The sequence below is a fragment of the Pseudomonas sp. ChxA genome, from assembly GCF_030263855.1.
In the GTDB taxonomy this organism is placed as follows: Bacteria; Pseudomonadota; Gammaproteobacteria; order Pseudomonadales; family Pseudomonadaceae; genus Aquipseudomonas; species Aquipseudomonas fluorescens_CB.
This window is the reverse complement of record NZ_JARPMK010000001.1, coordinates 3474785-3500087: the sequence shown is the minus strand read 5'-3', so window position 1 is coordinate 3500087 and position 25303 is coordinate 3474785. Positions and strand designations below refer to the sequence as shown.

At 46.7% G+C, this 25303-nt stretch carries 33 protein-coding genes and 1 pseudogene; 5 read left to right on the top strand and 29 right to left on the bottom strand.

Annotated elements, in window-relative coordinates; all coding sequences use genetic code 11:
- Nucleotides 1-9 precede the first annotated feature (9 nt).
- Nucleotides 10-1113 carry a sugar diacid recognition domain-containing protein gene (locus tag P5706_RS15700; protein WP_285679954.1) on the bottom strand — a complete coding sequence of 368 codons (1104 nt, stop codon included), beginning with the start codon at nucleotides 1111-1113 and terminating at the stop codon, nucleotides 10-12.
- 185 nt (nucleotides 1114-1298) lie between these two features.
- Between P5706_RS15700 and P5706_RS15695 the strand changes: the two are divergent.
- From P5706_RS15695 to P5706_RS15675, 5 genes and pseudogenes are all read left to right on the top strand, one after another.
- Nucleotides 1299-1619, top strand: a pseudogene (locus tag P5706_RS15695) (MFS transporter); the annotation flags it as partial.
- A 46-nt stretch (nucleotides 1620-1665) separates the two neighbouring features.
- Entirely contained in the window at nucleotides 1666-1878 is a 213-nt protein-coding gene (locus P5706_RS15690; protein ID WP_285679952.1) for a hypothetical protein, read from the top strand.
- Nucleotides 1879-2093: 215 nt separating this feature from the next.
- A complete protein-coding gene (locus P5706_RS15685) occupies nucleotides 2094-2360 on the top strand; it encodes a hypothetical protein (RefSeq protein WP_285679951.1) in 267 nt (88 codons plus the stop codon).
- A 180-nt stretch (nucleotides 2361-2540) separates the two neighbouring features.
- On the top strand, nucleotides 2541-2942 hold the full coding sequence (locus tag P5706_RS15680; RefSeq protein WP_285679949.1) for a Rap1a/Tai family immunity protein: 402 nt from the start codon (nucleotides 2541-2543) through the stop codon (nucleotides 2940-2942).
- A 68-nt stretch (nucleotides 2943-3010) separates the two neighbouring features.
- Nucleotides 3011-3430 (top strand): hypothetical protein, encoded by a 420-nt coding sequence (locus tag P5706_RS15675; RefSeq protein WP_285679948.1) that lies wholly within the window; start codon nucleotides 3011-3013, stop codon nucleotides 3428-3430.
- Nucleotides 3431-3512: 82 nt separating this feature from the next.
- Here P5706_RS15675 and P5706_RS15670 read toward each other — a convergent pair whose 3' ends face one another.
- From P5706_RS15670 to tnpC, 28 genes are all read right to left on the bottom strand, one after another.
- Nucleotides 3513-4226 (bottom strand): hypothetical protein, encoded by a 714-nt coding sequence (locus P5706_RS15670; RefSeq protein ID WP_285679946.1) that lies wholly within the window; start codon nucleotides 4224-4226, stop codon nucleotides 3513-3515.
- Between the two features lie 253 nt (nucleotides 4227-4479).
- The gene (locus P5706_RS15665; protein WP_285679944.1) at nucleotides 4480-5022 is read right to left on the bottom strand and encodes a recombinase family protein; all 543 of its coding nucleotides are present in this window, start codon (nucleotides 5020-5022) and stop codon (nucleotides 4480-4482) included.
- Between the two features lie 1259 nt (nucleotides 5023-6281).
- Nucleotides 6282-7091, bottom strand: a complete 810-nt coding sequence (locus P5706_RS15655) for a hypothetical protein (RefSeq protein WP_285679940.1) — start codon at nucleotides 7089-7091, stop codon at nucleotides 6282-6284.
- 260 nt (nucleotides 7092-7351) lie between these two features.
- Nucleotides 7352-8167: a hypothetical protein gene (locus P5706_RS15650; RefSeq protein WP_285679936.1), complete on the bottom strand. Its 816-nt coding sequence runs from the start codon at nucleotides 8165-8167 to the stop codon at nucleotides 7352-7354.
- A 55-nt stretch (nucleotides 8168-8222) separates the two neighbouring features.
- Nucleotides 8223-8813, bottom strand: a complete 591-nt coding sequence (locus P5706_RS15645) for a hypothetical protein (protein WP_285679934.1) — start codon at nucleotides 8811-8813, stop codon at nucleotides 8223-8225.
- A 243-nt stretch (nucleotides 8814-9056) separates the two neighbouring features.
- Nucleotides 9057-9377 carry a hypothetical protein gene (locus P5706_RS15640; RefSeq protein ID WP_285679932.1) on the bottom strand — a complete coding sequence of 107 codons (321 nt, stop codon included), beginning with the start codon at nucleotides 9375-9377 and terminating at the stop codon, nucleotides 9057-9059.
- Nucleotides 9378-9434: 57 nt separating this feature from the next.
- A complete protein-coding gene (locus P5706_RS15635) occupies nucleotides 9435-9671 on the bottom strand; it encodes a hypothetical protein (RefSeq protein WP_285679930.1) in 237 nt (78 codons plus the stop codon).
- Nucleotides 9672-9781: 110 nt separating this feature from the next.
- Entirely contained in the window at nucleotides 9782-10363 is a 582-nt protein-coding gene (locus P5706_RS15630; protein WP_285679928.1) for a hypothetical protein, read from the bottom strand.
- Between the two features lie 173 nt (nucleotides 10364-10536).
- On the bottom strand, nucleotides 10537-10980 hold the full coding sequence (locus P5706_RS15625; RefSeq protein WP_285679926.1) for a hypothetical protein: 444 nt from the start codon (nucleotides 10978-10980) through the stop codon (nucleotides 10537-10539).
- A gap of 170 nt (nucleotides 10981-11150) precedes the next feature.
- Nucleotides 11151-12206: a hypothetical protein gene (locus P5706_RS15620; RefSeq protein ID WP_285679924.1), complete on the bottom strand. Its 1056-nt coding sequence runs from the start codon at nucleotides 12204-12206 to the stop codon at nucleotides 11151-11153.
- A gap of 156 nt (nucleotides 12207-12362) precedes the next feature.
- A complete protein-coding gene (locus P5706_RS15615; RefSeq protein ID WP_285679922.1) occupies nucleotides 12363-12650 on the bottom strand; it encodes a hypothetical protein in 288 nt (95 codons plus the stop codon).
- Between the two features lie 42 nt (nucleotides 12651-12692).
- Nucleotides 12693-13421: a Gp138 family membrane-puncturing spike protein gene (locus P5706_RS15610; protein ID WP_285679920.1), complete on the bottom strand. Its 729-nt coding sequence runs from the start codon at nucleotides 13419-13421 to the stop codon at nucleotides 12693-12695.
- A gap of 438 nt (nucleotides 13422-13859) precedes the next feature.
- Nucleotides 13860-14759, bottom strand: coding sequence for a phage protein (locus P5706_RS15605; RefSeq protein WP_285679918.1), 900 nt, complete (start codon nucleotides 14757-14759; stop codon nucleotides 13860-13862).
- An 11-nt stretch (nucleotides 14760-14770) separates the two neighbouring features.
- A complete protein-coding gene (locus P5706_RS15600) occupies nucleotides 14771-15100 on the bottom strand; it encodes a phage baseplate plug family protein (protein WP_285679916.1) in 330 nt (109 codons plus the stop codon).
- Nucleotides 15097-15894, bottom strand: a complete 798-nt coding sequence (locus tag P5706_RS15595; protein WP_285679914.1) for a phage baseplate protein — start codon at nucleotides 15892-15894, stop codon at nucleotides 15097-15099. The genes P5706_RS15600 and P5706_RS15595 overlap by 4 nt, the downstream gene beginning before the upstream one ends.
- Nucleotides 15895-15935: 41 nt before the next feature.
- Complete coding sequence (locus P5706_RS15590; RefSeq protein ID WP_285679912.1) at nucleotides 15936-18218, bottom strand: tape measure protein; 2283 nt, start codon at nucleotides 18216-18218, stop codon at nucleotides 15936-15938.
- A 6-nt stretch (nucleotides 18219-18224) separates the two neighbouring features.
- Nucleotides 18225-18590 carry an NUMOD4 domain-containing protein gene (locus P5706_RS15585; RefSeq protein ID WP_285679910.1) on the bottom strand — a complete coding sequence of 122 codons (366 nt, stop codon included), beginning with the start codon at nucleotides 18588-18590 and terminating at the stop codon, nucleotides 18225-18227.
- A gap of 11 nt (nucleotides 18591-18601) precedes the next feature.
- Nucleotides 18602-19207, bottom strand: coding sequence for a phage tail assembly chaperone (locus P5706_RS15580; RefSeq protein WP_285679908.1), 606 nt, complete (start codon nucleotides 19205-19207; stop codon nucleotides 18602-18604).
- Between the two features lie 246 nt (nucleotides 19208-19453).
- The gene (locus P5706_RS15575) at nucleotides 19454-19837 is read right to left on the bottom strand and encodes a phage tail assembly chaperone (RefSeq protein WP_285679906.1); all 384 of its coding nucleotides are present in this window, start codon (nucleotides 19835-19837) and stop codon (nucleotides 19454-19456) included.
- 36 nt (nucleotides 19838-19873) lie between these two features.
- Nucleotides 19874-20464: a hypothetical protein gene (locus P5706_RS15570; protein ID WP_285679904.1), complete on the bottom strand. Its 591-nt coding sequence runs from the start codon at nucleotides 20462-20464 to the stop codon at nucleotides 19874-19876.
- Nucleotides 20465-20763: 299 nt separating this feature from the next.
- The gene (locus P5706_RS15565; protein WP_285679902.1) at nucleotides 20764-21009 is read right to left on the bottom strand and encodes a hypothetical protein; all 246 of its coding nucleotides are present in this window, start codon (nucleotides 21007-21009) and stop codon (nucleotides 20764-20766) included.
- Nucleotides 21010-21050: 41 nt separating this feature from the next.
- Nucleotides 21051-21230, bottom strand: a complete 180-nt coding sequence (locus tag P5706_RS15560) for a hypothetical protein (RefSeq protein WP_285679900.1) — start codon at nucleotides 21228-21230, stop codon at nucleotides 21051-21053.
- Complete coding sequence (locus P5706_RS15555; RefSeq protein ID WP_285679898.1) at nucleotides 21223-21393, bottom strand: hypothetical protein; 171 nt, start codon at nucleotides 21391-21393, stop codon at nucleotides 21223-21225. Before P5706_RS15555 ends, P5706_RS15560 begins: the two co-directional genes overlap by 8 nt.
- Nucleotides 21394-21413: 20 nt before the next feature.
- A complete protein-coding gene (locus P5706_RS15550; protein ID WP_285679895.1) occupies nucleotides 21414-21668 on the bottom strand; it encodes a hypothetical protein in 255 nt (84 codons plus the stop codon).
- A gap of 1 nt (nucleotide 21669) precedes the next feature.
- Nucleotides 21670-21912 carry a hypothetical protein gene (locus P5706_RS15545; RefSeq protein ID WP_285679894.1) on the bottom strand — a complete coding sequence of 81 codons (243 nt, stop codon included), beginning with the start codon at nucleotides 21910-21912 and terminating at the stop codon, nucleotides 21670-21672.
- A complete protein-coding gene (locus P5706_RS15540) occupies nucleotides 21912-22061 on the bottom strand; it encodes a hypothetical protein (protein ID WP_285679893.1) in 150 nt (49 codons plus the stop codon). Before P5706_RS15540 ends, P5706_RS15545 begins: the two co-directional genes overlap by 1 nt.
- 69 nt (nucleotides 22062-22130) lie before the next feature.
- Nucleotides 22131-22451, bottom strand: coding sequence for a hypothetical protein (locus P5706_RS15535; RefSeq protein ID WP_285679890.1), 321 nt, complete (start codon nucleotides 22449-22451; stop codon nucleotides 22131-22133).
- Between the two features lie 1301 nt (nucleotides 22452-23752).
- A complete protein-coding gene (gene tnpC / locus P5706_RS15530) occupies nucleotides 23753-25285 on the bottom strand; it encodes an IS66 family transposase (protein ID WP_060766772.1) in 1533 nt (510 codons plus the stop codon).
- Between the last annotated feature and the right edge of the window lie 18 nt (nucleotides 25286-25303).

The window sequence follows — 25303 nt, the reverse complement described above, 5'->3', positions numbered from 1 at the left end:
CCTGAATATTTAGGTTTCGCACGGGGGCAATAGCTGTACGCCAAGGTACAGCGCAAGCATGCCGTCGAGGGTCAATGGGTCGACTCCACTCAACTGCGCAATGCGTTCCATGCGGTAACGCAAGCTGTTGCGGTGAATGCCCAGGGCGTCGGCGCAGGCCTGGCTTTGGCCGTCGTGCTCACACCAACTGCGCAAGGTGCCTAACAGTTGGCCGTTGCTGTCCTTGGCCAGGACCTTGCGCAAGGGGTTGAGCAATTCGTCCAAGGCGTCGTCATTGCGGTGGCGCCAGAGCATCACCGGCAAGCGATAGCGATTGAGGGTCAACAGCTGCGATTGCGGCAGGATGTCGCGACCATAGGCCAGCAAGTCTGTGACGCGGCGGTAGCAACGACGCAGCCCAGCCAGGCCATCGGCTTGGCCGCCAACCGCCACGCGCAAGATCTTCCAGCCCAGGCCGTGAAGTTTTTCCAGCAGTTTTGGGTTATCCACTTGGGTCGCCGCAGGCCTGCACCACAGCAAGGAAAACTGTGCAGAACTGACGCACCAGCTGTCCGGGAACCGGCTGCTCAGCCAGGCACTCAAGGCCTCCGCTGATTGGCCTACGCCCAGCTCGAACAGGTAGGGCGTGCGGGCCAACTGGGGTTTGAGCCCCAACTGCCGGGCTTCATCGATCAGGCGCGGTGAGTCACCGCTGTCAGCCAGCAGCAGGGCCAGCAGGTCATCACAGCGCTGACGCCGCCACTGTTGCTCGGCTTGTTGATGGCGATGGCTGACGAGCATTTCGGCTGTCATGCGCACTAATTGCGCGTAGGTGCGCAACAACTCAGGCTCGCCGGTGATGCCCAGCACGCCGATCAGGCGCTGGTCGTGCATCAGCGGCAAGTTGATGCCAGGCTGCACGCCCTTCAGGTGTTTGGCGGTCTGGCCGTCGATTTCCACGACCCTGCCATTGGCCAACACCAACTGCGCACCTTCATGCCGGGTGTTGATGCGCTCCGGTTCGCCGCTGCCCAGAATCAGGCCCTGGCTGTCCATGACGTTGACGTTATAGGGCAGGATCGCCATGGAGCGATTGACGATATCCTGCGCCAGGTCATGATCCAGCTCGAACATGGGGCTAAGTTCCTCGAATACGTGGGTTGTTCATGCTGCCGTTCATGCTGTTGTTCACAAGCACAGCGCAAAGCCTGCCCGACTGTGCGCAGGCACAAAGACAGCACCCGGCAAGGTGGCCGAGACTCTTTGGGCGATCAACGTTACCCTCGCATCGCGAAAAATCATAATAAAGAGAGACTGCCATGTCACAGAGCGCCGCTGCCACACTGGCCACCGATGACGATAAAAACGCCATCTACAAGCGCATTACCCTGCGCCTGATCCCCTTCATTTTTATCTGCTACTTGTTCAACTACCTGGACCGGGTAAACGTTGGCTTTGCCAAGTTGCAGATGCTCGATGCATTGAAATTCAGTGAGACGGTGTACGGCCTGGGCGCCGGGATCTTCTTCATCGGCTACGTGCTGTGCGGCGTGCCGAGCAACCTGGCGCTGACCAAATTCGGCCCACGGCGCTGGATTGCGCTGATGATGATCGTCTGGGGCACGCTGTCGACCTGCCTGTAAATAGTTGCAGCTCAACACCCACTGAAACCAGAGGATGTAGAGCATGTGGAACACACCACGCCCTAAGCAGGGCACACCTGACGCCCGTAGCTCGTTGAAACGTGTGCTTGTCGTTATTCGTAAAGCTGTACGACAAAAAGCTACCCGTGAAGCAGGTGTAAAGAGAGCGGCCATTGTGAGCCGTGCCGGTGGAACAACCATTAGGCAGGATGAAGAATGGCACACCCTGCAATGGCTCTACCAACACAAGCTTTAACGCATGTAGCCCCACCACGCTGTATGGCTTGCCGCTAGCGGCTAATGAATACGATGAGGATTAGTAGAGAGTAGTAGTGGGGATTTCTAAGAAGAATTAACCAATTTTAGCCTCAATGAAATACGCTGTAGCCCTTATGCAATCAGGGCTGTAGCCGAATCACTAAGGTAAAATACCACTATAATATCTCTACTACCCTATGGGTAGAAAAGAACATGACTATCAATGTCACACGGAAAGCTATTACCTCTCTCAGAAAAGATGAATACGTAGTTAAAGACGGGCGTGTCTGGAAAGTGAGAGAGCGTTGTAATGAGGCTACACACTCTCTAGCCCTCTGGAGAATACAAGCTATCACTAGTCCTGCTGCTGTTGAGTATTTAGCAGGCGGTAGCCTAACGATGGTGGAGACTGTAGTACCTCTCTACAAGAGCTGGGAAGACAAGGAACCAGAGCGAGAAGGGTTTTATGTCCAAGCGTAAGCGGGAAGATAAACACCTCTTACGAATCAGAGACATTCATGGTGAGCTAGAAAATTCCTCACTTACAATATGGGATGCAATCAAATACCTACTTTGGTGGTGTATCACCATAGCTGTGATAGCTGCTACATTATACCCAGCGATAAAAGGAGCCTACGGAACATGAAACGGAACACAACGATGAAGAATACCTTTGCAATAGCCGCTCTATCCCTTGCTGCCCTCACCACTACAGCAGTCAAAGCGGATACCGAACTAGAAAGCTATGTCAAGTCTTGCAAGACGCTACACCATACTTGGAACATCCCTGACTTGAAGGACGCACTTCAGACTCAGGAAGAAAGAAACTCGAATGCTCATTGCAGAGCTATCTTCTTTGCTACGCTCACCATGATAACAATGGCAGATGATTCAATACAGCTACAGGACATTTGCAAGCCAGAAGGGCTAACACACAGGCAAATTCTGAATAAGGTGTATCCATTCCTTGCTACTTCTAAAATGGATACAGACTTGCCAGATTATGAACCAGCAATGGCTACTGTAGAGGCATTCGCTAAAGCCTTCCCATGCAAAAGCTGAGCTACTCACAACATAATCGCAATCATTTCAGTTACAATCTACAGAATGATTACCAAGGACGTTACACAATGAAAAAGGCAACGCTAGCTCTGGCTTCTCTCTTTGCTTTGGCTACCCTCCCCGCTCAAGCCGTAGAGAGTGCAAAGGTGTACACGCCCATGGAAATATTCGTGAAGTCTTGTGAATCACTTCAGAAAACGTGGGCATTGAATACCAAAACAACGAAAGCTGTTACCTCTGGCACAGAGAACATCATGAATGGGCATTGCTACAACATTCTCACTACGACCACACAGCTAGTGGAAATGGGAAAAGATGCAGTAGCTTTCAAGGACATTTGCATTCCCGATAATGCAAAGAATGTTCAGATTCTTAACAGTGTGATGCCCAACCTCAAAGACGTAATGAAACAAGGAAGTTGGGAAGAAATAACACCGGCTTTCGGGTTGGTTGTAGCGCTAGAAATAGCTTACCCGTGTAAAGGCTGAACCACTCGCACCTAAACCACAGACATATTGCAATCAAAGCCCTAGCCTAACAAGCTGGGGCTTTTCATATGAAGAAAGGGTCTCAACAAATCAGCAACACATGATTGATCCGCCACCATGTGCCAACGAAGACGACTATGGCAGCTAAAGCGTACACAATGGGAAGGATGTAGTCTGTAAACCAAGAAGTAGTTAACGAACCTTTGACGAATGCGTAAGTTTGGCAAATCAAAACCAGCGCATAGGCAGGAATAATTCTCTTATCAAGTACGTGCCCGATTTGTTTATGCCCATCCTTCGTATACAAAAAGGCAATGTCGATAGACACTTCTACACGGCGAGCAAGTTCCGAATCTCTCCAGCACCAAAAATTAATTATTGAAGTTCTATTTTCCGACAATTGATGCCCCATAGTTACTTTTCTTTCAATTCTGCTAGAATGAATAATGGCATCAGTTGAGTTTGCGACTGAGCGCATCCATGAATAGAACTTGAAAATGTAGGCATAAGGCACGAGAGTTTTCAATGCCGACTCAAAGACTGAGGTCATTTCCTCATTCAACTTGAAACTTCCTTTAGGTGCCTTTTGGAGAAAGCGTAGCAGAAAATAGGCATTCCCTATCGCAGCGACTAAATGAACATTTTTTATATTGTCTCTTATACCAATCGGTACACCTAAGAAACTGAAGGCTCTCAAATCAACTGAGAAATACCACAAAAGTAAAATCAACGTTGAGTATGCAAGCAGAAACGCCCTAGCCTTCTTAAAATCACCATCAACGTCGTCAATACTCATTTCACGCCCCTTCCTGTGGAGGCGTCATGATATCACAGGCCAATTCGGGAATAACCCACCCTCCCCGCCGTCAGAAAAGACCTACGATTGTTCAAATGACTACAACACCAGCAGAAATAATATCTGTGGAGGGCACATAATTTTGGATTCTGGATTTCTAGTCGAGGTTCTTAACAGGCCACGGAGAGGCTAATGCTGAAGCTACGTAAAATAAAAATATCTATGAGCGCTTTGAAGCGCTCCAGGGCAACGCTTAGGCGATCTTCATAGCTCGTTGAACTGTACTGAGTGACACCCCTAGGGCTTTAGCTGTATCCCGGTAAGAAACGCCTAACGCAATGCTAGAGCGTATTGCAGCATCATCAACGGACTTCACTCGCCCCTTGTAAACACCTGCTTCCTTAGCCTTGGCAATGCCCTCACGTTGACGCTCCTTGATCATGCTCCGCTCAAACTGAGCAACACTACCTAGTAGAGAGAGCATCAGTTCCTGCATGGGGTTAGCTTCGCCTGTGAAGTGAAGCTGCTCCTTGTGGAACTGGACACCAACCCCCTTGGCAATCAAACCCTTTACCAGTGATAGCAGGTCTTCCAGTGAGCGGGCCAGCCTATCAATACTGTGGACATGGACCGTATCACCCTTCCGAACGAATCGAAGCATTTCCTGCAATGCAGGACGCTCAGTGGTAGCACCACTCACTTTGTCAGTGAACAACTCATCACAAGCAATACCATCAAGCTGGCGAGCTGTGTTCTGATCAACAGACGACACACGTACATAACCGACTTGGGACATTTGAGGCACTCCGTATTCATTAGGCTCTAGACAATTAGATTCTGACTGTATTCACAACCAAAATCAAGCCTATTGAATACAGCATCCGTAGTCACAGACGAGTGGTCTCTAGGGTGTACTCAAATGGACACACCAACCTCTACAGCTCACGAATTTTGAGAATCCCAGCAGAGATAGCAGATGCATTCATGTCGAGAGTCTCCAGAGCGCCAACTACGTTTTCGCGGATTTCACTAGACCCACTTGCCTGAACCCACACAGCTATATCTTCGATTGCAGCAGCCAAAGCATGCTGGTTATGTAGAAGCAGCGTTAATACGTCTGCTATCGCTATCTGGGCATCTGTGTTCTGTGGCATCGCTATCGCTCTCGGTGGCAGGAATGAATTTCTCAAGTTCGCGTGAATGTGTAGCTGTTAAGACAGTAAAGAGTAATAAACCTTTTAGCCACAAGCTGGAGTGATTACTTGTGCTACCGCTCAATGAGAGGGTTGGCCGCTAGCGGCTATTGGATCAGTAGAGAACCCCAGTGAGAAACACATAAAGAATGGCCTGCCAATAACCAATTTTAACCACTAGTGAAACCTCTGTAGGCCACGTAATACAAGAGCTACAGGCTTTATTGCTTTATGAAATACCACTATAAATCCTCTACTACCCCATGCGCCCCTTCTTGATAGTTCTCTGTCCAGGGACTCAGTAGGGAATGCTTAAAACTAGCTGCGACTCCAGTCATAGACTAGAACTATTTTATGTAGAGTATTAATTGATAGAAATCACTAGACATATGAGAAAATCAATCATAAAAAACTAGAAAGAAACCATTTTCAACAATTTTGAACTTATAACTCGACATTGACGAATGGGTAGGCTTAACAACCATCACAACTCACTACTTCCATCCCCAATGGAATCAGGGGTTTCCTCTGTACTCTCTCTATATACTTCTCATCAGAACAGGAATTGTCCTCCCTGTATCACCTCTGTTAATTTTCTCTGTTGTCACTCTCTGTAGATATTCATTAGAACCCCTCTGTAAGCTTCTCTGTGGCTTTACTGAGTGCGTCCGCTGACACACCCATACTAGCGAATACACAGAGACTTCAACAGCCGCTAGCGGCCGTATAGGGCTTCTTGCTAAATACCTTTCAGATTACAGCTTTAGACTAGCCCTTCTGGGCTTCCTCAACGAGTAACCACCTTCGTGATAGTATATTGCTGCACTAATAAAAACATGGTCACCCTTTCAGCTTGGGATGCTTACAGCTGCGTACCACTTAGCAGCTTATCAAGCTTGACACGTTTGATTTTTTGAGAGTATTTATCAAGCTTTTGATCGAGGATGAATTCAATAGCTAACTTCAGCATAGGAAATAGAGCTTTGCATTTTTGCTCTGTCAATGTGTGAAGCCCAACAGAAAGGAAACTGTAGAGCCGTGGGTGACTAACGAGGTCAGATGGCAAGAAAGCTTCTAGTGCCTCTACCTTATCCCGCATCTTGTTGAGCTTCTTATAACCCGCCTCATGTGCAGCTACCCAAGACGGGTCCTCACAAGCTTCTGCGTGTGCTTCCTCAATGAGAGCTTCAAAAATCTTTCTGAGATAGACAATCGAGCCAGCACCAACACCGTGAGAGAACAAACCTACAGCAGTAGCTAAGCTAGTTTGGTGTTCATCACTCAATACTTTACGGTATTTCTTTAGGGCTTCTTTGTCTGCATCAGATTTTGAGGGGAATTGACCTATCTTGGTAACCCCAGCGTCCTGCCCCATTCGGAAGATATAGCAGGCCACATGACTACTTTGACGGGAGCATTCAGCTTTTACCAAGTGAATATGTGTATCATCAAGCTCCGCCCTTAAATACCTATCGTTGGTGTTTGCCAACCCTGTAGGTACAATCTTGAAAACGCTTTCACTCCCGCACTCCACACAAAATGTATCCAGTGTTCCCGTGTAGTATACAAACTTTGAAATTTTAGGAAAAGTTGCGTCAGTCAACGGATAATTCTGATAAAGCCCTGATGACAGGATGAATTCTTGCGGTGGAGGAAAATCAGTTTCTGACATTGGGAATGCTCCGTGCTATGTGGCGATACAGGCATTATGCCACAACACGAGTATCCTTTCCTACAGGCAAAAGAAAGCCCCAGCTGTAAGGCCGGGGCGTTGGCGTGTCGGGCTAGATTGGTATAGACCATAAAAAATATTAATATGTAGAGATGGTAACGTGTGATTGGGCCTCTCTGAATACGAGTTCTTGCAGAGATCACATAGGATCAAGCGTTTATATCCTGGTGCCACCTCTGTTAATCGAAGTCAATTTGCGGCTAACGGCTTGCACTTGAAGACTTTTCATCGAGCATTTTTTTAAGCATTGCTACTTTTTCAGCTTCTTCTTTCTTTTGGATTTTCTGATCTAAAATCAATTCAATTCCAATTTTCAAAGTAGGAAACAACTCCAAACACTCTTGCTCTGACATGTTGTGGACACCAGAAGACAAAACTCCATACATAGTATGATGATCTACCAGATAGGATGGGAGATAATTTTTTAGACATCTAACCCTATCAGCGACACGACCATTTGCATATTCAGTTTCATGCAACGCGAACCAAGCAGCATCCTTTTTGGCCTCGACATGGGAATCCTCTATTAGAGACTCAAAAATTCTCCGCAAATAAACTAAAGCACCTGCACCCACCCCATGCGACACTAACCCCACAGCTTTAGAAAAACCAGAATGAAGTTCTTTACCTAAAACTGCACGATATTTCTTCAGCTTGACCCCATCCGCATCCGCCATAGATGGATATTGGCCAACCTTAGTTATACCTTCAATCTCATCAAGCCTAAAGTAATAACAAGCCAAATGCTCTTTGTTTCTTGAGCAGCGAGCCCGTATAAAAAAGTATTTATTATTCACCATCCAATTATCAAAATTACCAACACGCAACCCGTAATCACTTACTTCAATATTAAAAATGGTACCCTTACCACATTCCGCACAGTAGCTCTCTATCGCACCACCATAGGACACAAACCTCCTATAACTATCAAAGTTATCTTCCGTCACAGGAAACGCTTTATATAGCGGCGTCTCAACACAAAATTGTTGTGCTGTTAGAAAATCTGTGTCGCTCATTAATTTTGCTCCATGCGATGCGGTTATGTAGGCATTGTGCCACAGACATATGGGTTCAGCCATCGTTCGCATGCCCTTCACGCTCGAGCCACTCTAGGGAAGCCTTTCCAACACGAACGATACAGTTACGATAATGAAATAGAACACCTCTGAATGATTGGAACAAGAAGAACGAGAACACACCAGATTTTACCAGCCGGTCAAACTCATGCCGCATTACCTTGTCTTCATGAACTAATCCGCCGTAAAAAACCAAATCGAATAATTCGGCATTTGTGGTGACCTCCCCTGCCTCCTTGATGTTTGCCATGCTAGGGGCAGCAAGATTTTTGTGTAGCTCAGCGCGGGCGTCTTTGATGGTTTTTTTCAAGTCGTCATGTTTAGACCCCCACCCGTCTGAGATAAGACCAATATCACGAATACAGAACCCATCTCTACCTTGTATCAATAAACGAAGGTTAAGACAGAAAGCCTCAAGCTCGTCTATATTCAATCCGTCATGAGCGAGCCACTCACCGGCGATGATGCGAGCCATATCAGACTGTCCACGCTTGCGTGTCATCCAGATCCAGAATTCGCTTGAAATTATTCTTCCTGCTCTGTGTGTGAAGCGCTTGAGGCTATCAATGTCACTCTCTTGACTCACGGCAACCTCCTAATTAAAGACGATCCTAGATCGTCCACTAGCTTAGTCTTCGAGATGTCCTCGGCTTGGAAAGAATGTCATGGAGCAGAGAGAAAGAAAACTGTAGATAATAAAGAGTCCCAGCTGTAGGCCAAGGCATGGGTGTGCTGCGTTAAGGGGCTTTAGTTTCCGTCGTATCAAGAGTACGGGTGTACCCTTTAGATTCCCATTGCGGGAATTCAGTATCTAGGCGGGAAGCGCTGCTTAGCGTTTGTTTTGAGTATCATTCTCTAGAACAAACAAACGGCGGTTTACTTCGCCTAGTTTTTGAGCTACGTCAGAGCTAATACGTAGCTCAACAATGTTTGCTCGACTTGTAGCGGCTTCAATTGAACGTGTTTCAACAGTTTGAACAGCTTTCAATGCCTCACTCACTGTGTGCATTCGATTCTCTTGGAACTCATTCTGTGCTGTGAGCCGACTGTCTACATAGTTAACGGCCAGGATTGAAGGGAGTGAGCAAGCTGCAACTAGGGCTGCTGCCTTAGCGTACTCTTTGATTGTGTTGTATAGCTTGTTAGTCATTGGGAGCCTCTGTGAGCGCTTTACGCCTCATTGTTGTGTGTATGTGTGGGATTGGGATTAGGCAGACTGTAGAGCTGCTTCAAGGGCTTTACGCTCTTTACGTTTACGTACTTGCTCACGTCGCTTTGCAAGGTGAGCTTGATGTTTCTGTTCTGCTTGCTCTGCTTCTGTAAGTGGGCGAGCTTTAACAGTGAGTGATTTCAGCTTCTCTGTCTTGCCCTTAGACTTCGCTGTCACTACACCAGTAATGGCTTGGGCAAAGGCTTTGATTTCTTCTTGATTCATATGTTTCATTGTGTCGTTTCCTTGGGATTTAGTAGTGTGTTGCTGAATTTCAGACGTTAAAAAGGGAAAGCATTTTGGGTGCCTTCCCTCTCGGTGGAGCTATGTGCTTTCGCATTTGCCTAGCCTGGAATTTCCAAGTCGGGAATTACTTCACAACCTGAAGTGCTAGCCAGAATACGTGGGATGAATTCATTTGCTGAAATTTTGTTGAATGAAGCAGATGCTTTAAAAGGTTCTAGCACCTCATACAGTAGGCGGTGATCATCTACAACGTCAGGTGGGGCAATCTTACAGCCCTTCGGCATGCCATGCTTTGCAGCATATTCCTTGGTAGCCACCATAACCTTTGTACGGTACTCATGAATGATTGTGTCACAGCGGGCGGCCATTCGATCCCCAGCCTCTGCCTTGTCTTCTGTGTAGCGGTCACAGAACTTGAAAAACATAAACATTGTGCGTTGGTTATGTTCCAGAGGGTAAGCCCCGTAACCTGTGATGAAGTAACCATTTTCTACCTTGGACGCCCAAGGATCTACAACCACTGGCTGTGCTGCATGAGTTGCCTGTGCTGCTGCCTCTGGAGCTGGTGTAAGTACGTTCACAGCATTAAGAGCGAGGGCAAAGGCAACTACACCCAAACCAATTCTGAAACCTTTGGATGTGCTAGCCCATGCGGCAGATAGTGCGTGTTGAATTTTCATTGAAATATTTCTCCCATGTTAAGCGGATTAGTTTTGATTTGTCCGAAGTTTTTAGCGTAATAAGCTTTTCAAATTCCGTTAGCGTTATTGATGATTGAAGTTTACGGAGTTTGAAAAACTTACTACTGAGTGTCTGTGCTTTTCACTTGATGCGAGGGTCACTAGCGTGAGCGTCACTTAATGTGAGTAAACCGCCCTTTAGGCCGTACAGGAAGTGTCGTAACTCCGTACTTACGTAGCCAACCCATCAGCAACAACACTGTGGCTTCTGGCATTGCTTTGTACTTACCTGGGGCTTTCTGTGAGCGCTCTTGCCACTCTACGATAGCAAGCGGTACAGACATAAGGTCTTGAGCTTGAAGCATGCTAGCAAGCTCTACAGGAACTTGTACGGCGCGAGCTAGTTTGTGTGTGATAGCCCATCCCTTTCTAATAATAGGTGAATTGGCTGCGTTAACAGCTACTGCAATGATTTCTGCTTTGGTTGGAGCTACTGAGCGAGAAGGTTTGATTTCTCTGTAATCATCGTGTGTCACGTTCAAGCTGATGTTGGTGGTTGAAGCCGGTGTGTTGTCGAATGGTGAGAATTTATCACCGTTTAGAATGTTGTGTTGCATGGCAATTGTTCCTATAGCGTTATGTGTTCCCAGCTGTCGCCGGTTGTTGTTCAATAGAGGGTGGCTTTCTTTTAACCAATTGATAATTGTTGAAAGCCTTATAGGCCGTGACTTAGAGAGCATATTTGATGGTAAAAACCACTATAAATTCTCTATTACCCTGTGCTTGCTTAGAATGGGCAAGCTACGTTCAAATCTGAGTAGTCTGTATCATCTACCAAAGTAGTGATATCAATGTATGGCTTCAGGAAGTGAACAAGGTGTGGTGTAGCGTCAGGGATTTCTTGGTGAAGAAACTTGAAGCAAACCATGTGGGCTTTGGCGATTACATCATGAGGAATGTTGCTAAGGTTTAGCCAGATAACACCCTTCAGGTAAAGCTGAGCTTCTTCAGAAGCGTTAAGACGTTCCAGTTCAGCAGCGTATACTTCAGTTGGTGTGTAGGCTTTTAGTTTGAATGTGAAGCCCTTACCGCCTTCTTTTCCCATGTGTTCATCTTTCAGAGCTTGGAGTTGTTGAGTAGAAAGCTTTTCAGATGGGGTTTTGATTCCGTTAGCTTCAAACCATGCAAAGAGTTTGATACGTGCTGTTGGCTGAATCTTTGCTTTGACTACCACTTTCTCTACGAAGTCTTCACCCAGAAAATCAACAAGACGTTTAATAACTTCTTTAGGTGTTTCATCGTTGTGAACGTGATGCTTCAGCTTCAAAGAGCGACGTGCAATAGAACGGCCTGTGCCTTCTTTAAAGGCGTTGCCGTGGCGTTGGTTGTCCAGGGCTGGAACAATGATTAGGTTATCAGCGAAAAGCTGACCTACACCGTTAGACGAGTTGTCAGGGCAAGCGGCGTAAATGTGCGAAAGAACATACAGACGCTCTGTGCTGCCTGTACCGTTCATACGAATAGAATCTTTGAACAGGTTGTATAGGGAAACCATAGATTCTACTGTGTGACCTTCAAGAATTTGCAGAGTGCTAGCACGAATGGCTTGTTGAGCTACCCAGTAAAAGAATGCTGAACCTTGGGCACGGAAAATACGTTTTTCAACGCTGTTAGCTCTACGTTGGTAGGTAGAAGCTGCTTTGCATTTGTCTGAACAGTACAGTTTAGTTTTCAGCTTGGTAGTGAAACGAATTTTACAGTGTTTGCAGTAGCGGCGAATCGAAGGTTTAGCGGCTGGATCGTTTGCTTTGGTTTTAGTCTTGGTTAGGGTTGTTGCTTTCATCTGTATTAGCTCCGGTCTGGATTGCTGGGGAATTGGTTTTATTTGTAGCGTTAAATGTGTTTCTGCAAAGGCTAGAGCAAAATGGCTGTGGCCTTGTCTTGGTGTACTGTTTACCGCAATTACGGCAAGTGCATGTCTTCATAGCGTGTTACCTCCTTATGGGTAGCGGACTAGCAAGGTTTGTTTAGCGTGTCGCTGTTCAAACTCTGCTGTGCGTTGGTTATTAATAGCTGCAAGTTCTTCAAATCTCTTGTTGGCTGCTGCACGGTCAATATCCATCTGAGCTACAAGTTGTTGTGTTTGTTGCTTGATTGATTTGATTTCTTCTGTCTGGGCTACGATGTTGTTGTTAATGCTGGAGGCTTGATAAGAGATAAAGCCCAATGCAGGAAGTGTAATAGCAGCGCTTAGAACACATGCGGCGAAGAATTCTTTGAGTTTCATTGGTTGAAGTTCCTTTAGTAGATGGGGCGTTGCCGCCCCGCTTTATGCTGTTGCGATACCTGAGACACCGTTGCCCGGTGTGACGCCCAAGTGTTTGTGTGTGGCGAAGTTAATACCATTGAAAGTAGCTACACCAGTCATTGTATAGTTGCCTGTGTGGCTGATGTTTCCTTTCCATGTGGTTTGGCCTACGTTGATAGCCATCGTTTCAGACTCAAGCTCAATGTGTTCAGCTTTTAGGTGAACTTTATGTTTTGAGTTGATATAGACTTCGCCGCTCTCTGTGAGCCTGATTTCTACTTCATCGCCTGTGCTTAGATTATGGCTGATTACGAAGTCATTTACGTTGTGTTCCCAATTTCTAATAACTGGGTTGTTCACTGACTTAGCAAAAGGTGCTAGCCCTGGCACTGCAATGTAGTCTTGTTCACTGCTACGGCGGTGATCATCTGGCGGGAATGGTTGCCCGTTGCCTGCTTTGAATTGATCCATGTTAACTTCTGCTGGAATACACATCACAGTGTCACCAACACGAATTGGGAAAGTCATAGCAGAGCGGCCCGCTGTAGGCCAAACGATAGGTACACCCATTACGATAGGACGTTCATCGTATGTATCATCTTGGTAGAGCGTACTAATTAGTGGACGTACATCACAGCGGCTTTTGGGAAGGTCTACAGCGACTACAACACACGGGATTGGCCCCGCTGTTTCTGCTGCTTTACGATCAATGAGAGTATTAATTAGTAGTCCGAAATCAGGTGATTGCATCTTCTGATTCCTTTTTGTTGCGGCGGTGGTGAGCTACACGGCACTTAATGGAACACGTTTTCTTATGAGGACGGGCCTTAATACCTAGCAGCACACCACACACTACGCAAGGTCTGCGTTTAGTGTTCATGGTGTACCTTTATTTATGTGGGAGGGTGTAACACTTCTTTACGAGGGTAAAAGAAAACCCGTGTGCAGGAGGATACAACACGGGATTCTTTGAGGTGCGTTGCGTAGAGGCTAAGCAACTAATAGGACTAGAAGACGGGCATTCATTTGGCAGCGAATGCTTTACTTGACCTACATAAGAAGTATCGCATGCAAAGTGTGATTTGTCAAGACTTATTTGCACAAATGTCTCATTCATGTATGATTATGTCTCTATCGCGACATTGTCGATATAGACGCGTAGAGTGTAATGTGCTAATACGAGCAATCTTAGGTGGCTACAGGCAGTAGCTCTGCTTCTGACTCTGAAAGGAACGTACAGAAACAATCTGAATACCAGTCGTTGCCTCTGAAATCACCTACAAAAGTTACATCATTAACCCGATACCACCCTTTTACATCTGGTGAATCAACGTGAACAATCTTACCCGGTACAATGTTCGGGTTAAGAAGCGTTGTCACCTTCAGCCCTTTGCGAGCGGACTTGTCTTTAGGAAGTTTGGTAGCTGGCTCTGATGCTCTATAAGGAACACCCACCATTCCTGTAGCTGCTGAAATATGTGGAGCGCTTTGTGTCTCTGTGCTTACTAGTCCGTTTTCATCGCACACATACAAGGCGTCACCATCTACACGCCACTCCATACGTTTTTCTTTACACAGCTTCGTCAGAAGCTCTCTAGGGGTGCCGTTGAGGCTGTACCCATATGGTAGCGGGGAGTTGAGCTTACCGCCTGTGTAGTTGCCTCTGGCGACCTCTGGCATGTACTTACGGACTGTGTCAATAACGTCATTCACCGTTGCCCCTGGAGGTACAATTGTATTGATCTTTTGATGGTTCAGTTTAGAGAAGGCTTCACCAAGCTGTAGCACTGTCACTCTATCTGTACCTTGCTGAGTGGTTTGCAGCTCTTTGACGTTGCCTGTCAAGATGGCTACAAGCCCTGAAGACTCATAACCCACTTTCAAGATACAACTCACGAATTTATCTGAAAGCAAGTTCAGCGTATTATGTGAGAGGTTGTAGACTTCAACTGTGGCAGACGAAGGCTTCTTTTTGTTGTCAGCAGACTTTGAAACGTTAAACCGTACCTGTAGATTGTTAATCTCTACACCTTCGCCGGTTTCAGTGTTGCCCAAAGTCAAACTGTAGATACGGTTTTTCTGTTGCATGGGTATTGCCCTTATTCTGGTTGAACGTAGAAGTGATATAGATCGAAGTGTTCAGCCATTGCAAAACGGTCTGACTGAATATCCTTAGACATGTTGCTCTTTGGCAGAAGCCAGAAGTGCCCCTCCCAATTCTCTAGCGCGTAGTCTTGTAGAATTGGGAAGTTAGGGATAAGTTTGATGCCAGACATAACCTTGTAGTGGCCTTCGTTTTCAATATCCATGTTCCAAAACTTTGTGCGTTCGTTGAAATAGAAACGCAAGTAGCGGACTTGCCCAGCCAGGACAACGGAATAGCGGTAGATTTCTTCAGAGAAAAGAGGAACTTTTGTGATTACTGTCATTGTGGTTTACCTGTAGTGTTGCCGTAGTCGTGTGTTTTAATACGGCCACGAGCATCGCTAGCTGAACTTGGGGCGTTACCTTTATCAGCTTCTGTTGTTTCAACCTGATCCCCTTTAACAGCTTGCTTGCCCTTGTTGCGTTGCTCTGCTGTCTTAGGCTTCATTGCATCACTGACACGTTGAGGAATCTTGACGTTAACGCTTGTGGCGAACTTCACTTGCTCAATGCTCAAATTTGCGTAGAGGGCTGCACCTGAATCTGGGTCTTCAGCAAAAGAGACGTTTGTGAAAACGCATTGTACGAATACACGTTTAATTGTGTCGTCCTGGAACTCTACCAACTCAAATTCTTCAGTTTCACCCCACATGGTAGTGAGCATGTTTTCAATGAAGGCAGACTGCATAACTTTAGGCGAGTCAGGTACAAACACTGTAGGTGAGTTTTGTGTGAGGAACTTCTGAGCTTCTTCAGGGAGAAACTTTGCGTATTTACTAGCAGAGTAGGTGATTTCTGGTGAAGACGTCACAGGGGAGTTGTTTACAAACTGCTTCTGAGTGATCCCGTAGTTATCAGCATCATGTGAACTGATAATAGGTCGTGTCATGTTGAAGTCAGCGTCTGAAACAACACCTTGGATTGTTAGTTTTGGATTGTCAATTGTGGTGTGGTCTGTGATTTGTCCACCACCTTCAATTGGGTGCTTGGTTACTGTGGCACTATACTGTTGTCCCCAACCTAGAATAGCGTCAAACCAAATCAAGTCGCCATTGCGGCGTTTGATTGCTACTGTCATTATGAATTGTCCTTGAGTTAGGGGGTATTGCTACCCCTCTATTATTTGGCGCTGCCAGAGTCAGAAATTGAAGAATTAATAACATCGTGTAGAGCATCAACTACAACACGCTTAGTCGCTTCTTCACCTAGTCCGTTATTATCAATCTTGACGTTTAGGTGAATAGTGGCTGGTACCTGCATTGCTGTAGGAGTCGCTGTAGGAGCTTTAGAAGCATCAAACGGATGATCTACATCAACTGTGGCACTACGTTCTTTCTTGTCTTCTGGTGGAGTCTTAGACGCCTTAGCGGCTGTGTCTGTAGTTACTTTGGCTTGAAACGGTGCAGGGTCAACAGCTTGGCTACTTAGAGCTTTCAGATAGTCTGCTTTGGTCTGTGCAATTTCCTCTTGTGTGAGAGGCACACCACCATTGCGTGTAGTCTGAATCGAGCCAAGCGGAATGCCATCGTAGTTAAACAAGTATTCACGTTCTTCTTTGTTATCAGGAACATAACCAGCATCGCCAGTGAACTTGGTAGGAGGCGTTACACCTTCTTTCTCTTGGGGCTTGATCAGCCCAACTTTTTCAGCTAGCCCACGAACACCACTGATAGCTTCTGTAAGCATCGTGAAAATCTCACGTACTACTTTCAAAGCAATGTTGATTGTGTCGAGAAACAAACTACCCATTCCGCCGTCAAGCAAACTACCGATAAGGCTCACAGTTTCTTTGATTGTGTTGAAGCCAGTTTTCACTGTATCTACAAACAACTCAAATGTTGCTAGTTTCTTTGGATCAACAATCCCATCAAGAGCGTCTTTATTTCCGTCTAGGTAATCCATGAACACAGTTACGTGGTCAAGTGCCTCTGCCAGCCAGTTGTTTAGGTCTGCTGCACTAGATGCAAGCCTATCCATAAACCCGGATGAAGCCTTGATCAAATCTAGCATTGAACGATCTAGTGAGAACTGAGACTTTTGAAGTTTACCGTCATTAGCTCTGTAGGATTGCAGGTAGTTAGCATTGAGTGCGTTCTGTTGACGGGCTTGCATAGCTGAGTGGGTGTTGCCCATCGCTTCAAGTCGTCCGCCTCGGTTGGCTTCAGCTAGTAGCTTTGGCCCAAGAGCGTTAAAGAATTTAGTAAGTGCGTCGCCTTTAATCAATCCGGCTTGCATGTCTTTAGAGAATGCTGCACCAGCTTCAGTACCTGTTAGCTTACCGCCTGTCGCTTCTTGCCATGCTTGAGCGCCAAGTTTCTTAGCCCCTGGCATGTGTTCCGCAAATTGCTGTGTCCATTCTTCAGAGTACAGTTGCCCTTTCCCGCTAGCTTGTGTCAGAGCTTTGAATGCACCTTTTAGTGTTTCACCGCTACCACCACTGGCAGTGTTAAGAGCCATTACGCCCTGTACAAGCGCCCGTGAAGCATCAATAGTGCTGCCACCATCTTTGATACCCATCAGAGCCTTTGTGTAATCTGGGGCAATGTCAGCAGCGTTGGCACCAACTTTATCGGCGTAAGCCAGGAAACGTTTGTTCTCCCCTTCCGCCAGTTGTTTGTCACCATCAAAGATAGCGTTGAACTGAACCATCTTTGCAGCGTCTCGCTCTGCTGCTGCTACAGCCGCGTTGCCAAACCCTTTAAGAGCTGCTGCCGCTGCTGCCGTAGCAAGAGCTGTAAGGGCCAATACAGGGCCGCTAGCCATCATACCGGCCATTGGTAGCCCGCCAGCAAATCCGGCTCGCATACCACCACCTAGTGTGTCTACGCTGCCAAGGAATCGACCTGCAAAGCCACGGCCATGAGGGCCACCCTTCGACACTTTGCTAGCTGCACGTTCAGCAGTTGCTCTTGCACGGGCGTGAAAGGCTTCTAGGCGAGCCTGGGCGGCTTGGGCTTGAGCTGTACGTTGTACTAGGCGTTGTCTATCTTGTTCAAGCTTGACCTGGGCTTGTTGGGCAATGATGGATGCTTTGTTAGAAGCTTGAATGTTACGTTGACGTTGTGCGTCTAGTCGCAACAGAGCGCCTGTGCCTCTGGCCTGTGCTGCAATGTGTTGTTGTCCGATCTTGGCAATTTCCATCTGCCCTTTGGCCTTGGCAGTGTCTGCCTTTGCCTGAGCTTGAGCGGCTACAGCGTGAAGCTTCTTTACAACGGCTTCTTGTTTGGCTACGTCAGTTTTAGTAGGTCCAAATGCAGATTTGAACTTCATATTTGCTGACTTGTTTAGTCGGTCCATCTGGCGCTGTGTTTGTTGTAGCATTTTACGGAAACGCATCAGTTGCGAATAATCAGCCCTGAACTGTAGCGTACCGTAGAGTTTAGCAATCTCTTTCTCAAGCATTGCTTGTTATCCTTGTAGTTTACGTGGAGAAGGACGGACGCCCCAGACCAAGTTAGTCATATTGTTATCTGCTGGATTGCTGTTAGCGTGTCCAACGTTTGGGAAGTCGTTAGGGTTGGCAAGGAAAGCTTTAGCAACCAAGCGGTGAACCCAGAGTTGTTTAACGCCTGATTCATCACTACGTAGGATTACTTTCATACGTCCATTAGCTGATTTGGCTGGCATTAGGATGGTGCGACGTTTTACAGAGAAGACGTTGCCCTTGTTGCTGACGTAGTAATCAGAGAAACCTTCAATCAATGTGAAGACTTCATCAAATCTGCTTAGGAGGTGTTTTGCGTGCGCTTTGGTTTGGGTAAGTACGAAAGTCATATTTTAAATTCTCATGTTTGAGCGGCTTTATTAGCTTCTTCTTGGAAAGTAATGTGTGCTTGAATGAATTCAATGAGGTCAAAAGCATCACCTACGTTGTAGATGGTCTGAAGCTCATGAAGGGTGGCAAGCTGCGGTGTTGAAGTACAAATCAAGTAAAGGTTGAAATCTTGAGAGAAATTCTTTTCTACCTTCATCAAGCGTGGGTTGCCTGCTTGTTGGCTACCATCTTCGTTTGTCTGAACTTGTGTTGATACTTCTGTACGTGTATAGCGTGGCTTGAACAGGGCATCGCCAAACTGAAACTGAATGGCGTACATAACAAACTTAAATAGATGATCGTAAGCACCTGAGAACTCTGTATCAAAATCAACAGGCTCACCGTCTACAGTGGCTGTTGCTACAAGTTCTTTGAATAGTTCTTCTACTTCTGGGTCAAAGAGTTGATCTAGAAGCGTAGTGGCTACAAGCTTCGTATCTCTCTGTGTATGAGCCTCAAGTGTTGGGCCAATTAGACGAAGCATCTTGTTCATCACTGGAAAGCCCTTAGCTGCTGAATACTGCTTAAACTCGTAAGCTTGACCACTGATGGTGATTTTCTTCGTCTCGATAGCCACTTTAATTAGTTCCAGTTCAAGAGGGATTTGATTGTGGGGCTGACAGTCCAAGTAGCTGTGCAGATAGGCAACCTACGTGGGTTAAGAAGCGTTGTGTCTGGGTGACGTGTGGCGTAAGGGATGTTACGGCTCTTAACTTCTTTGATTTCTTTGTATTCCATTGTCTTGTTTCCTTTTTTAGTAGTGATGTCTTTCTACAGACCAATAAAAAGGGCCGTAGCCCTTTGTATGTTCATTGTCGTTGTATTAGTCAGCGGCTGGAGCTTCTAGAGCTGTTACACCACTCACCATGCTAAGTACGCTGCTGTAGTTGAATTCAACCACTTCTTTCATCAGCATAAACAGGCGGTCATATTCACCTGAGAACTCAACATCAAATTGCAGAGGCATACCACTTTTAGTTGTGGCCCCTGAAACAATCTGCTTGCTCAAATTTTCTACGTCGATTGTTTCCAGGTTTTGTATTACAGCGGAAATCAGAGCGGATACACCACCTGTCTCTACAGCTGCTACTGCCGGCCCTGCAATTTGCCCAAGCTGCTTAAGAACGATCATTCCGCGACCTGTCGGAAAGCTTGAAAGCAAATACTCTGTACCTTTTACAGTTACTTGTTTTTGTTGGATTGCCATGTTGTGTGTATCTCCTATGTCTTTGGGAAAGGCTAATTACTTAGCCTTTGCTTTGGTTGTCTTTGGTGCGTCTTCAATTGTGTGAGACTTTGCAAGCTCTGCTTTAAGAGCGGCTACACGTTGACCACGAACTACAGCTTTTTCTGCTTGAATTGCTTCCAGAGCTTCACGTTCTTTTTGTTCTTCACGGGCTACTTCACGTTCCGCCAGGGCTTCAATGAATACAGCGTGTTTAGCTTCAAGTTCTGCACGGTAGGCCGCTTCAATTTCTTTAGCGATTTCAGCCAAGCGAGCGTCAATTACTTCTTGAGGTTTACGCATAGTCATAGCCACTGTTGGTTGTGTACCGTGACCTGTGATAGCGATTGGAAAGTCATGTACAGTGTTGATTAGCGTGTAACCTGCTGCATGGTTGGCGGCGAATGCGTATAGAGCTTCAGCCAAGCTGTTCTCAAATACACGGACTTTAGCGGCATCAGTTACAACAACTTCTTTACCTGCTTCGTAGTCGTAACGTTGGCTACCCTGGATGTGGGCTTCGTATTCAACTTCAGCATGAAAGACACGGGCGTCTAGCTCGGCTTGGTTGAATTTATAGTTGATTGTCAGATTGTCGTGTTTAGTCATTTGTTTGGTTCCTTATATTGGGGTAATAGCTAGCAGTATTCCGCCAGCGGATATTGGTTTCAGTAGAGGTAAAATAACCACGGCTCAAAACTTGTAAGCCTTGTGGAATCAGGGCTGTGGAGGTGTTTTGTGGTGTAATACCACTATAAGTTCTCTACTACCCTGTGTTTGTGCTTTACGAGTAACGGCGCTCGTTACGTGTTGCGGGGCGTTGTTTGGTTTTGTTGTTTGGAGACTTGCGTTTAGCGTAACGATCTTTTCTGTCTAGCCTGTCGTCGCGTGTATCCTGGGTGTCAGTGTCATACATGGTAAACAATTGCCTTCTTCAATCCAGCTACAGCAGCGTTTTTGAAGTCTTCAGAGGTGAGCGTTTCACCTGTGGCTACACGAATATCAATGAAGTCTTTAGCGAACTCTGTAGTGAGCTTGCGGAACGCTGGAGAGCGAGTTGTAATCGCAATTTGGTCAAGCTCTCGCGTTGTGGCTGTATTCAACAGCGTCTCGAACAAATCACTGTCTAGTTCAAATGGGAATGTTTGGTGCATCGTTTCTTTCCTTTAGTAGTATGTGTTGCTGTACAGATTGATTACCAATCTAGTGTGTCAAGCTTTCGGGCAAGAGCTGCGTGAAGTGATTTCAACACTCTCAATTCTTCTTCTGTCAGAACGTCAATCCCGTCGCTGTGGTTTTGCAAGGCTCTTTCAATCCCGCGTTTGTGTTTTAGGATTGCTTCAAAGTGGGCTTGCCCTGTAAGAAGGTTACTCATAGTATTCATCATCCTTTTGGTTGATCCGGGTAGTAACGTCAGCTACATATTGTTTAAGAAAAGCAACGTCTTCTGCATCGTAGTTGTCAGGATTGGCTTGGCAGCGAGCAAGAACCCTTGTTGTGGTATCGAGTCTTTCAAGCCATGTGTTTGTATTGTGCATTGTCCACCCCCTTCAGTTGTTCAGGATGTAAGTGATACTACGTCTATGTGTTGGTCTTTTACTTGTTGGACAATTACAGGATCAAACGGAATATCTCCGAAACTCTGTGTCCACATGTCTTTAATATCGTATTGGTCTAGCACCATGCCACGTTGTGTGAGCAAAAGACTTGATACACCGTAAGAGGCTGCAAAGTGTTGGGCAGCTAGCTCAAATTCAAGTTGTTCAACCTGGGCTTTCAGTTTTGCAATGGTGTATTGATCTTCGTTGAACATATTAATTACCTTTGATGTTGTGTAGCGTCTGGTTAACAATGCCTAGCATTGCTTCACGGGACATTTTAAATTCTGGCTGTGAGGCGTTATAGGGCACTTCTTGTGGTGCAGCAGCTGCTTCTTCAGCTAGTGATGCTGCCACCCTTTCTTTGATTGCTTGAAACTCTGCCATGTTCTTAATACGCAAAGCTTCAATTTCTTCTTGGGTGTAGACGCTAGCAATGAATTTGGCGGGCTGTGTCATTACTCTTGCTCTACACGGGCTAGAGCCATCATAGCGGCGTGACGTTCTTCGTCCGCACCTTTATGGCTACGTTGCAGGAACGCTTCTTGTGGTACGTCTGCAAAAGCTTCAGGGTTATCAATCAAGTCTTGGTAAGTTGCGAACTTCATAATTTGTTTTCCTTATGTTTGGGTTGCCTTGCGGCTTTAGTAGTAGGTATTACAGTAGGTGTTGCTGTGTTACACGTAAAAGAATGTAGCTGGGTGGGCTACGCTTCTGATTTGGAATTCATCCCAATCCACTACACAATCTGGTGTGGCTTCTGGTAGGAATTGGATGTGGCAGTTAGTAGGAATTGACTCAAGAAATTTTTTACGTTGGGTTTTGGTTTCAGCTTCAATACAATTCATCACGTATTTGGCCCAACCTTCAGCAGCTTCTTTATTAGCTTTCTGTTCAGCTGGCTTCAAAGCTGGCTTAACTTTCTTCTTGGTAACTGACTGTGGCTTCCACAAGTCACGCTCTGCTTTCTTGGCTCTTAGTTTTTCTGCGAGTGTCATATTTACTTGCTCTTGTTGTGTTGCATGTTCATCATATTTGCTACAAATGCTGGTGTACGTTGTTCAGAACGCTTTAGACGCATACGGCACTTGTCAGAACAATAGCGACGTTTAGCACTACGTGCAGTACAGGAACAACCACACACTACACAGGAAATATTCGTAATAGCCACGGGACTACCTCCTTATTGAGTGGTTAGGGGGGGATTAGCTTTAGTAGTTGTTTGGCGAGGGTGTTGCTAGTTTGTTCGGATTCTTTGCTTAGACTACAAAAAACCCCAGTGACTTTTGAATTTCACCGGGGCTGTATGTAGTCATTCGGCTCACACCTGACTAAGCGCTACTAGGATGTGAAACACACCCTTGAACCTATTTCCCATATTTGTAAGGAGACAAGGAAAGTAGAGAATTGGAACCCAGCTATTTAAACCCGGCTGGACGGTTGCTAGAAAAGGCATTGCCATACCTTTTAAACTTTGAATTAATCCCCATTGTGGCCTCGATGGGGGCGAGTCGTTGGAACGTACAAAGCACAACCAATGTACGCACGCCTTCGGTCTGTTGCACGGAGAGTTGAGTAGACCAAACTCAGCGGCATCCCTGCCGGTTTCCACTGCGACTGGAGAGACGCAGGAAATTGGAAAATCTTTCAAGGGGAGGATTTGACTGATGACTCAATCGTGTGTCACACTTGGGTGAACAGATAATCTATTTATTTCGTTAACCTTGTGTGTATATTATAGCATGTAAGTCTGATTTGTCAAGCTTTATTTGCACAAAAGACTTGACTTCTTAAAAATAATGTGTAATGGCTTTAGGGGCTTGAAGGGGAATTAGTACACACACCTATACCCTTACTTTCTACTCTATTACTCTATATATTATATCTATAATACTACTAGAGACTTCATACACTCATGTACACCTCTACCCTACCCTCTGCTTTTCCTTTGGTAGTCTCTTAGGGTTCTCTATAGAAATCTCCTTGGTAAACCCCCTTGAGAAATCACTAAGGAATGCTTCGAATAGATATTGCTGCACTAATTAAATCAGGGTGGAGCGTGGATACGCTTGAGGTAGAGTGTGAGGACGTACAAGAGTGTGCAAGAGGCGCTGTGAGGGCGTAGGAGACGTTTTAAGCGTATTAGGCAGGCCAGTGTGTACCTTTACTGTCTGAAAACCTTCTAGGGGCATTACAGCCACTTTCAGCGTATTACGCGTTATGCAATCTGGTTCAATGTGCGTTCTAGCATTATGAGTGCGATCCACAAACCCCACCTACCACAAGATGTAACCTCGGTTTACCGTGGCATCTGTGGCGAGCAGTTCCACGGCAGCAGCGCTTCGTAATCTTCTACTGACGAGGCGTGCGGCAATCGCTCCAGTACGTGGCGCAGCCACGTATAGGGCTCTTGGCCGTTGACCTTGGCTGTCTCGACCAAACTGTAGATCTGCGCACTGGCCGTGGCGCCTTTAGGCGTGTCACTGAACAGCCACGCCTTGCGCCCAATAACAAACGGCTTTATCGCACGCTCCGCCAAGTTGTTATCGATCGGCAAATGGCCGGCCTCCACATAGCGCTCCAACCGGCTCCAGTTGTTCGCCAGGTAATTCACCGCCTTGCCCAGCACACTTTGCGGCGTGACTTGGGACTGTGTTTTCTCCAGCCAACTTTTCAACTCGGCGAGTACCGGCAAGCTTCTCTCCTGCCGACCGATAAACCGCTGTTCATCGCAAGCATCCTTGAGCTCGCGTTCGATGCCATACAACTTGCTCATCATCGCCAGCACGATATCGGCGCGACCGGTCTTGCCCTTGGGCTGTACCTTCTGCGCTTCGACGAACTTGCGTCGCGCATGGACCATACACGCCAAACGCTCAACTCCGGGTTGCAACGCCAATGCGTTGTAACCCGCATAATCATCGGTCATCACGTAGCCGCGATAGTCGCCGAGCAGGCGCAACGGCACCTCCTGCGCTCGGCTGGTGGTGTAGTCAAAAAGGATCACTGGCCGCTCTGGCGGGCCGCTGGCTTGCACCCACATCCAGGATTGGCTGGTCGGGTCTCGATCCGGTTCCTTGAGTACCTGGACGCGGGTTTCGTCGCAGTGGATCACCGGACTTTCCAGTAATCGATCACGCATCAGGTTCAGCAGTGGCTGAAAGTGTTCACTGCACTGGATCACCCAACGCGCCAGGGTTTGCCGTGGAATATCGACGCCGTGTCGACTCAGTACACTTTCAAAACGATGCAGCGGCAGACCATCGACATACTTGGTGGTCAACAACATCGCCAGCACACTGGGGCTGGCCATGCTCTTTTCGATTATCTGAGCGGGTTTGTCAGCGGTGACCGGCGCGGTTTCACAACTGCGGCAACCGTACACTTTGCGGATGTGTTTGAGTACGCGGATCTGCATCGGCACGATCTCCAGCTGTTCGCTGGTTTCTTCGCCAATGACGTGTTTGCGACAGCCGCAGGCGCAGGTCAGTTCGTGCTCTGGAAGTTCGTGGATAACTTCGATGCGCGGCAAGTCAGTCGACAACGGCTTGCGCTTGCCACGGCGCTTGGTAGGCGCAACGGCTTCTTCGTCAGACTCGTCGCAGACCGGAACAGCGAGACTTTCAGGTTCATTAAAGAGCGCGAGCTGTGGCGTCTGCGGATCGACGGTTTGTTCTGATTTACGCCCGAAAAAACGTTCACGCCATAGCCGGATCTGTTCTTTCAGATCAACAATCTGGTCTTTGTCCACCTGACGCTCACTGAGCATCTGCACAAGCATTTGCTTGAGCAGAACCGGATCATCGGGGAGGTCGTCGGGCATGGAAATCATGGCCCGGATTATACCCAA

Excerpts from the sequence above, each read along its gene's own strand:
- P5706_RS15700 (WP_285679954.1), bottom strand. The coding sequence starts at position 1,113 with ATGTTCGAGCTGGATCATGACCTGGCGCAGGATATCGTCAATCGCTCC.
- P5706_RS15690 (WP_285679952.1), top strand. The coding sequence starts at position 1,666 with ATGTGGAACACACCACGCCCTAAGCAGGGCACACCTGACGCCCGTAGC.
- P5706_RS15685 (WP_285679951.1), top strand. The coding sequence starts at position 2,094 with ATGACTATCAATGTCACACGGAAAGCTATTACCTCTCTCAGAAAAGAT.
- P5706_RS15680 (WP_285679949.1), top strand. The coding sequence starts at position 2,541 with ATGAAGAATACCTTTGCAATAGCCGCTCTATCCCTTGCTGCCCTCACC.
- P5706_RS15675 (WP_285679948.1), top strand. The coding sequence starts at position 3,011 with ATGAAAAAGGCAACGCTAGCTCTGGCTTCTCTCTTTGCTTTGGCTACC.
- P5706_RS15670 (WP_285679946.1), bottom strand. The coding sequence starts at position 4,226 with ATGAGTATTGACGACGTTGATGGTGATTTTAAGAAGGCTAGGGCGTTT.
- P5706_RS15665 (WP_285679944.1), bottom strand. The coding sequence starts at position 5,022 with ATGTCCCAAGTCGGTTATGTACGTGTGTCGTCTGTTGATCAGAACACA.
- P5706_RS15655 (WP_285679940.1), bottom strand. The coding sequence starts at position 7,091 with ATGTCAGAAACTGATTTTCCTCCACCGCAAGAATTCATCCTGTCATCA.
- P5706_RS15650 (WP_285679936.1), bottom strand. The coding sequence starts at position 8,167 with ATGAGCGACACAGATTTTCTAACAGCACAACAATTTTGTGTTGAGACG.
- P5706_RS15640 (WP_285679932.1), bottom strand. The coding sequence starts at position 9,377 with ATGACTAACAAGCTATACAACACAATCAAAGAGTACGCTAAGGCAGCA.
- P5706_RS15635 (WP_285679930.1), bottom strand. The coding sequence starts at position 9,671 with ATGAAACATATGAATCAAGAAGAAATCAAAGCCTTTGCCCAAGCCATT.
- P5706_RS15630 (WP_285679928.1), bottom strand. The coding sequence starts at position 10,363 with ATGAAAATTCAACACGCACTATCTGCCGCATGGGCTAGCACATCCAAA.
- P5706_RS15625 (WP_285679926.1), bottom strand. The coding sequence starts at position 10,980 with ATGCAACACAACATTCTAAACGGTGATAAATTCTCACCATTCGACAAC.
- P5706_RS15620 (WP_285679924.1), bottom strand. The coding sequence starts at position 12,206 with ATGAAAGCAACAACCCTAACCAAGACTAAAACCAAAGCAAACGATCCA.
- P5706_RS15615 (WP_285679922.1), bottom strand. The coding sequence starts at position 12,650 with ATGAAACTCAAAGAATTCTTCGCCGCATGTGTTCTAAGCGCTGCTATT.
- P5706_RS15610 (WP_285679920.1), bottom strand. The coding sequence starts at position 13,421 with ATGCAATCACCTGATTTCGGACTACTAATTAATACTCTCATTGATCGT.
- P5706_RS15605 (WP_285679918.1), bottom strand. The coding sequence starts at position 14,759 with ATGCAACAGAAAAACCGTATCTACAGTTTGACTTTGGGCAACACTGAA.
- P5706_RS15600 (WP_285679916.1), bottom strand. The coding sequence starts at position 15,100 with ATGACAGTAATCACAAAAGTTCCTCTTTTCTCTGAAGAAATCTACCGC.
- P5706_RS15595 (WP_285679914.1), bottom strand. The coding sequence starts at position 15,894 with ATGACAGTAGCAATCAAACGCCGCAATGGCGACTTGATTTGGTTTGAC.
- P5706_RS15590 (WP_285679912.1), bottom strand. The coding sequence starts at position 18,218 with ATGCTTGAGAAAGAGATTGCTAAACTCTACGGTACGCTACAGTTCAGG.
- P5706_RS15585 (WP_285679910.1), bottom strand. The coding sequence starts at position 18,590 with ATGACTTTCGTACTTACCCAAACCAAAGCGCACGCAAAACACCTCCTA.
- P5706_RS15575 (WP_285679906.1), bottom strand. The coding sequence starts at position 19,837 with ATGGCAATCCAACAAAAACAAGTAACTGTAAAAGGTACAGAGTATTTG.
- P5706_RS15570 (WP_285679904.1), bottom strand. The coding sequence starts at position 20,464 with ATGACTAAACACGACAATCTGACAATCAACTATAAATTCAACCAAGCC.
- P5706_RS15565 (WP_285679902.1), bottom strand. The coding sequence starts at position 21,009 with ATGCACCAAACATTCCCATTTGAACTAGACAGTGATTTGTTCGAGACG.
- P5706_RS15560 (WP_285679900.1), bottom strand. The coding sequence starts at position 21,230 with ATGAGTAACCTTCTTACAGGGCAAGCCCACTTTGAAGCAATCCTAAAA.
- P5706_RS15555 (WP_285679898.1), bottom strand. The coding sequence starts at position 21,393 with ATGCACAATACAAACACATGGCTTGAAAGACTCGATACCACAACAAGG.
- P5706_RS15550 (WP_285679895.1), bottom strand. The coding sequence starts at position 21,668 with ATGTTCAACGAAGATCAATACACCATTGCAAAACTGAAAGCCCAGGTT.
- P5706_RS15545 (WP_285679894.1), bottom strand. The coding sequence starts at position 21,912 with ATGACACAGCCCGCCAAATTCATTGCTAGCGTCTACACCCAAGAAGAA.
- P5706_RS15540 (WP_285679893.1), bottom strand. The coding sequence starts at position 22,061 with ATGAAGTTCGCAACTTACCAAGACTTGATTGATAACCCTGAAGCTTTT.
- P5706_RS15535 (WP_285679890.1), bottom strand. The coding sequence starts at position 22,451 with ATGACACTCGCAGAAAAACTAAGAGCCAAGAAAGCAGAGCGTGACTTG.
- tnpC (WP_060766772.1), bottom strand. The coding sequence starts at position 25,285 with ATGATTTCCATGCCCGACGACCTCCCCGATGATCCGGTTCTGCTCAAG.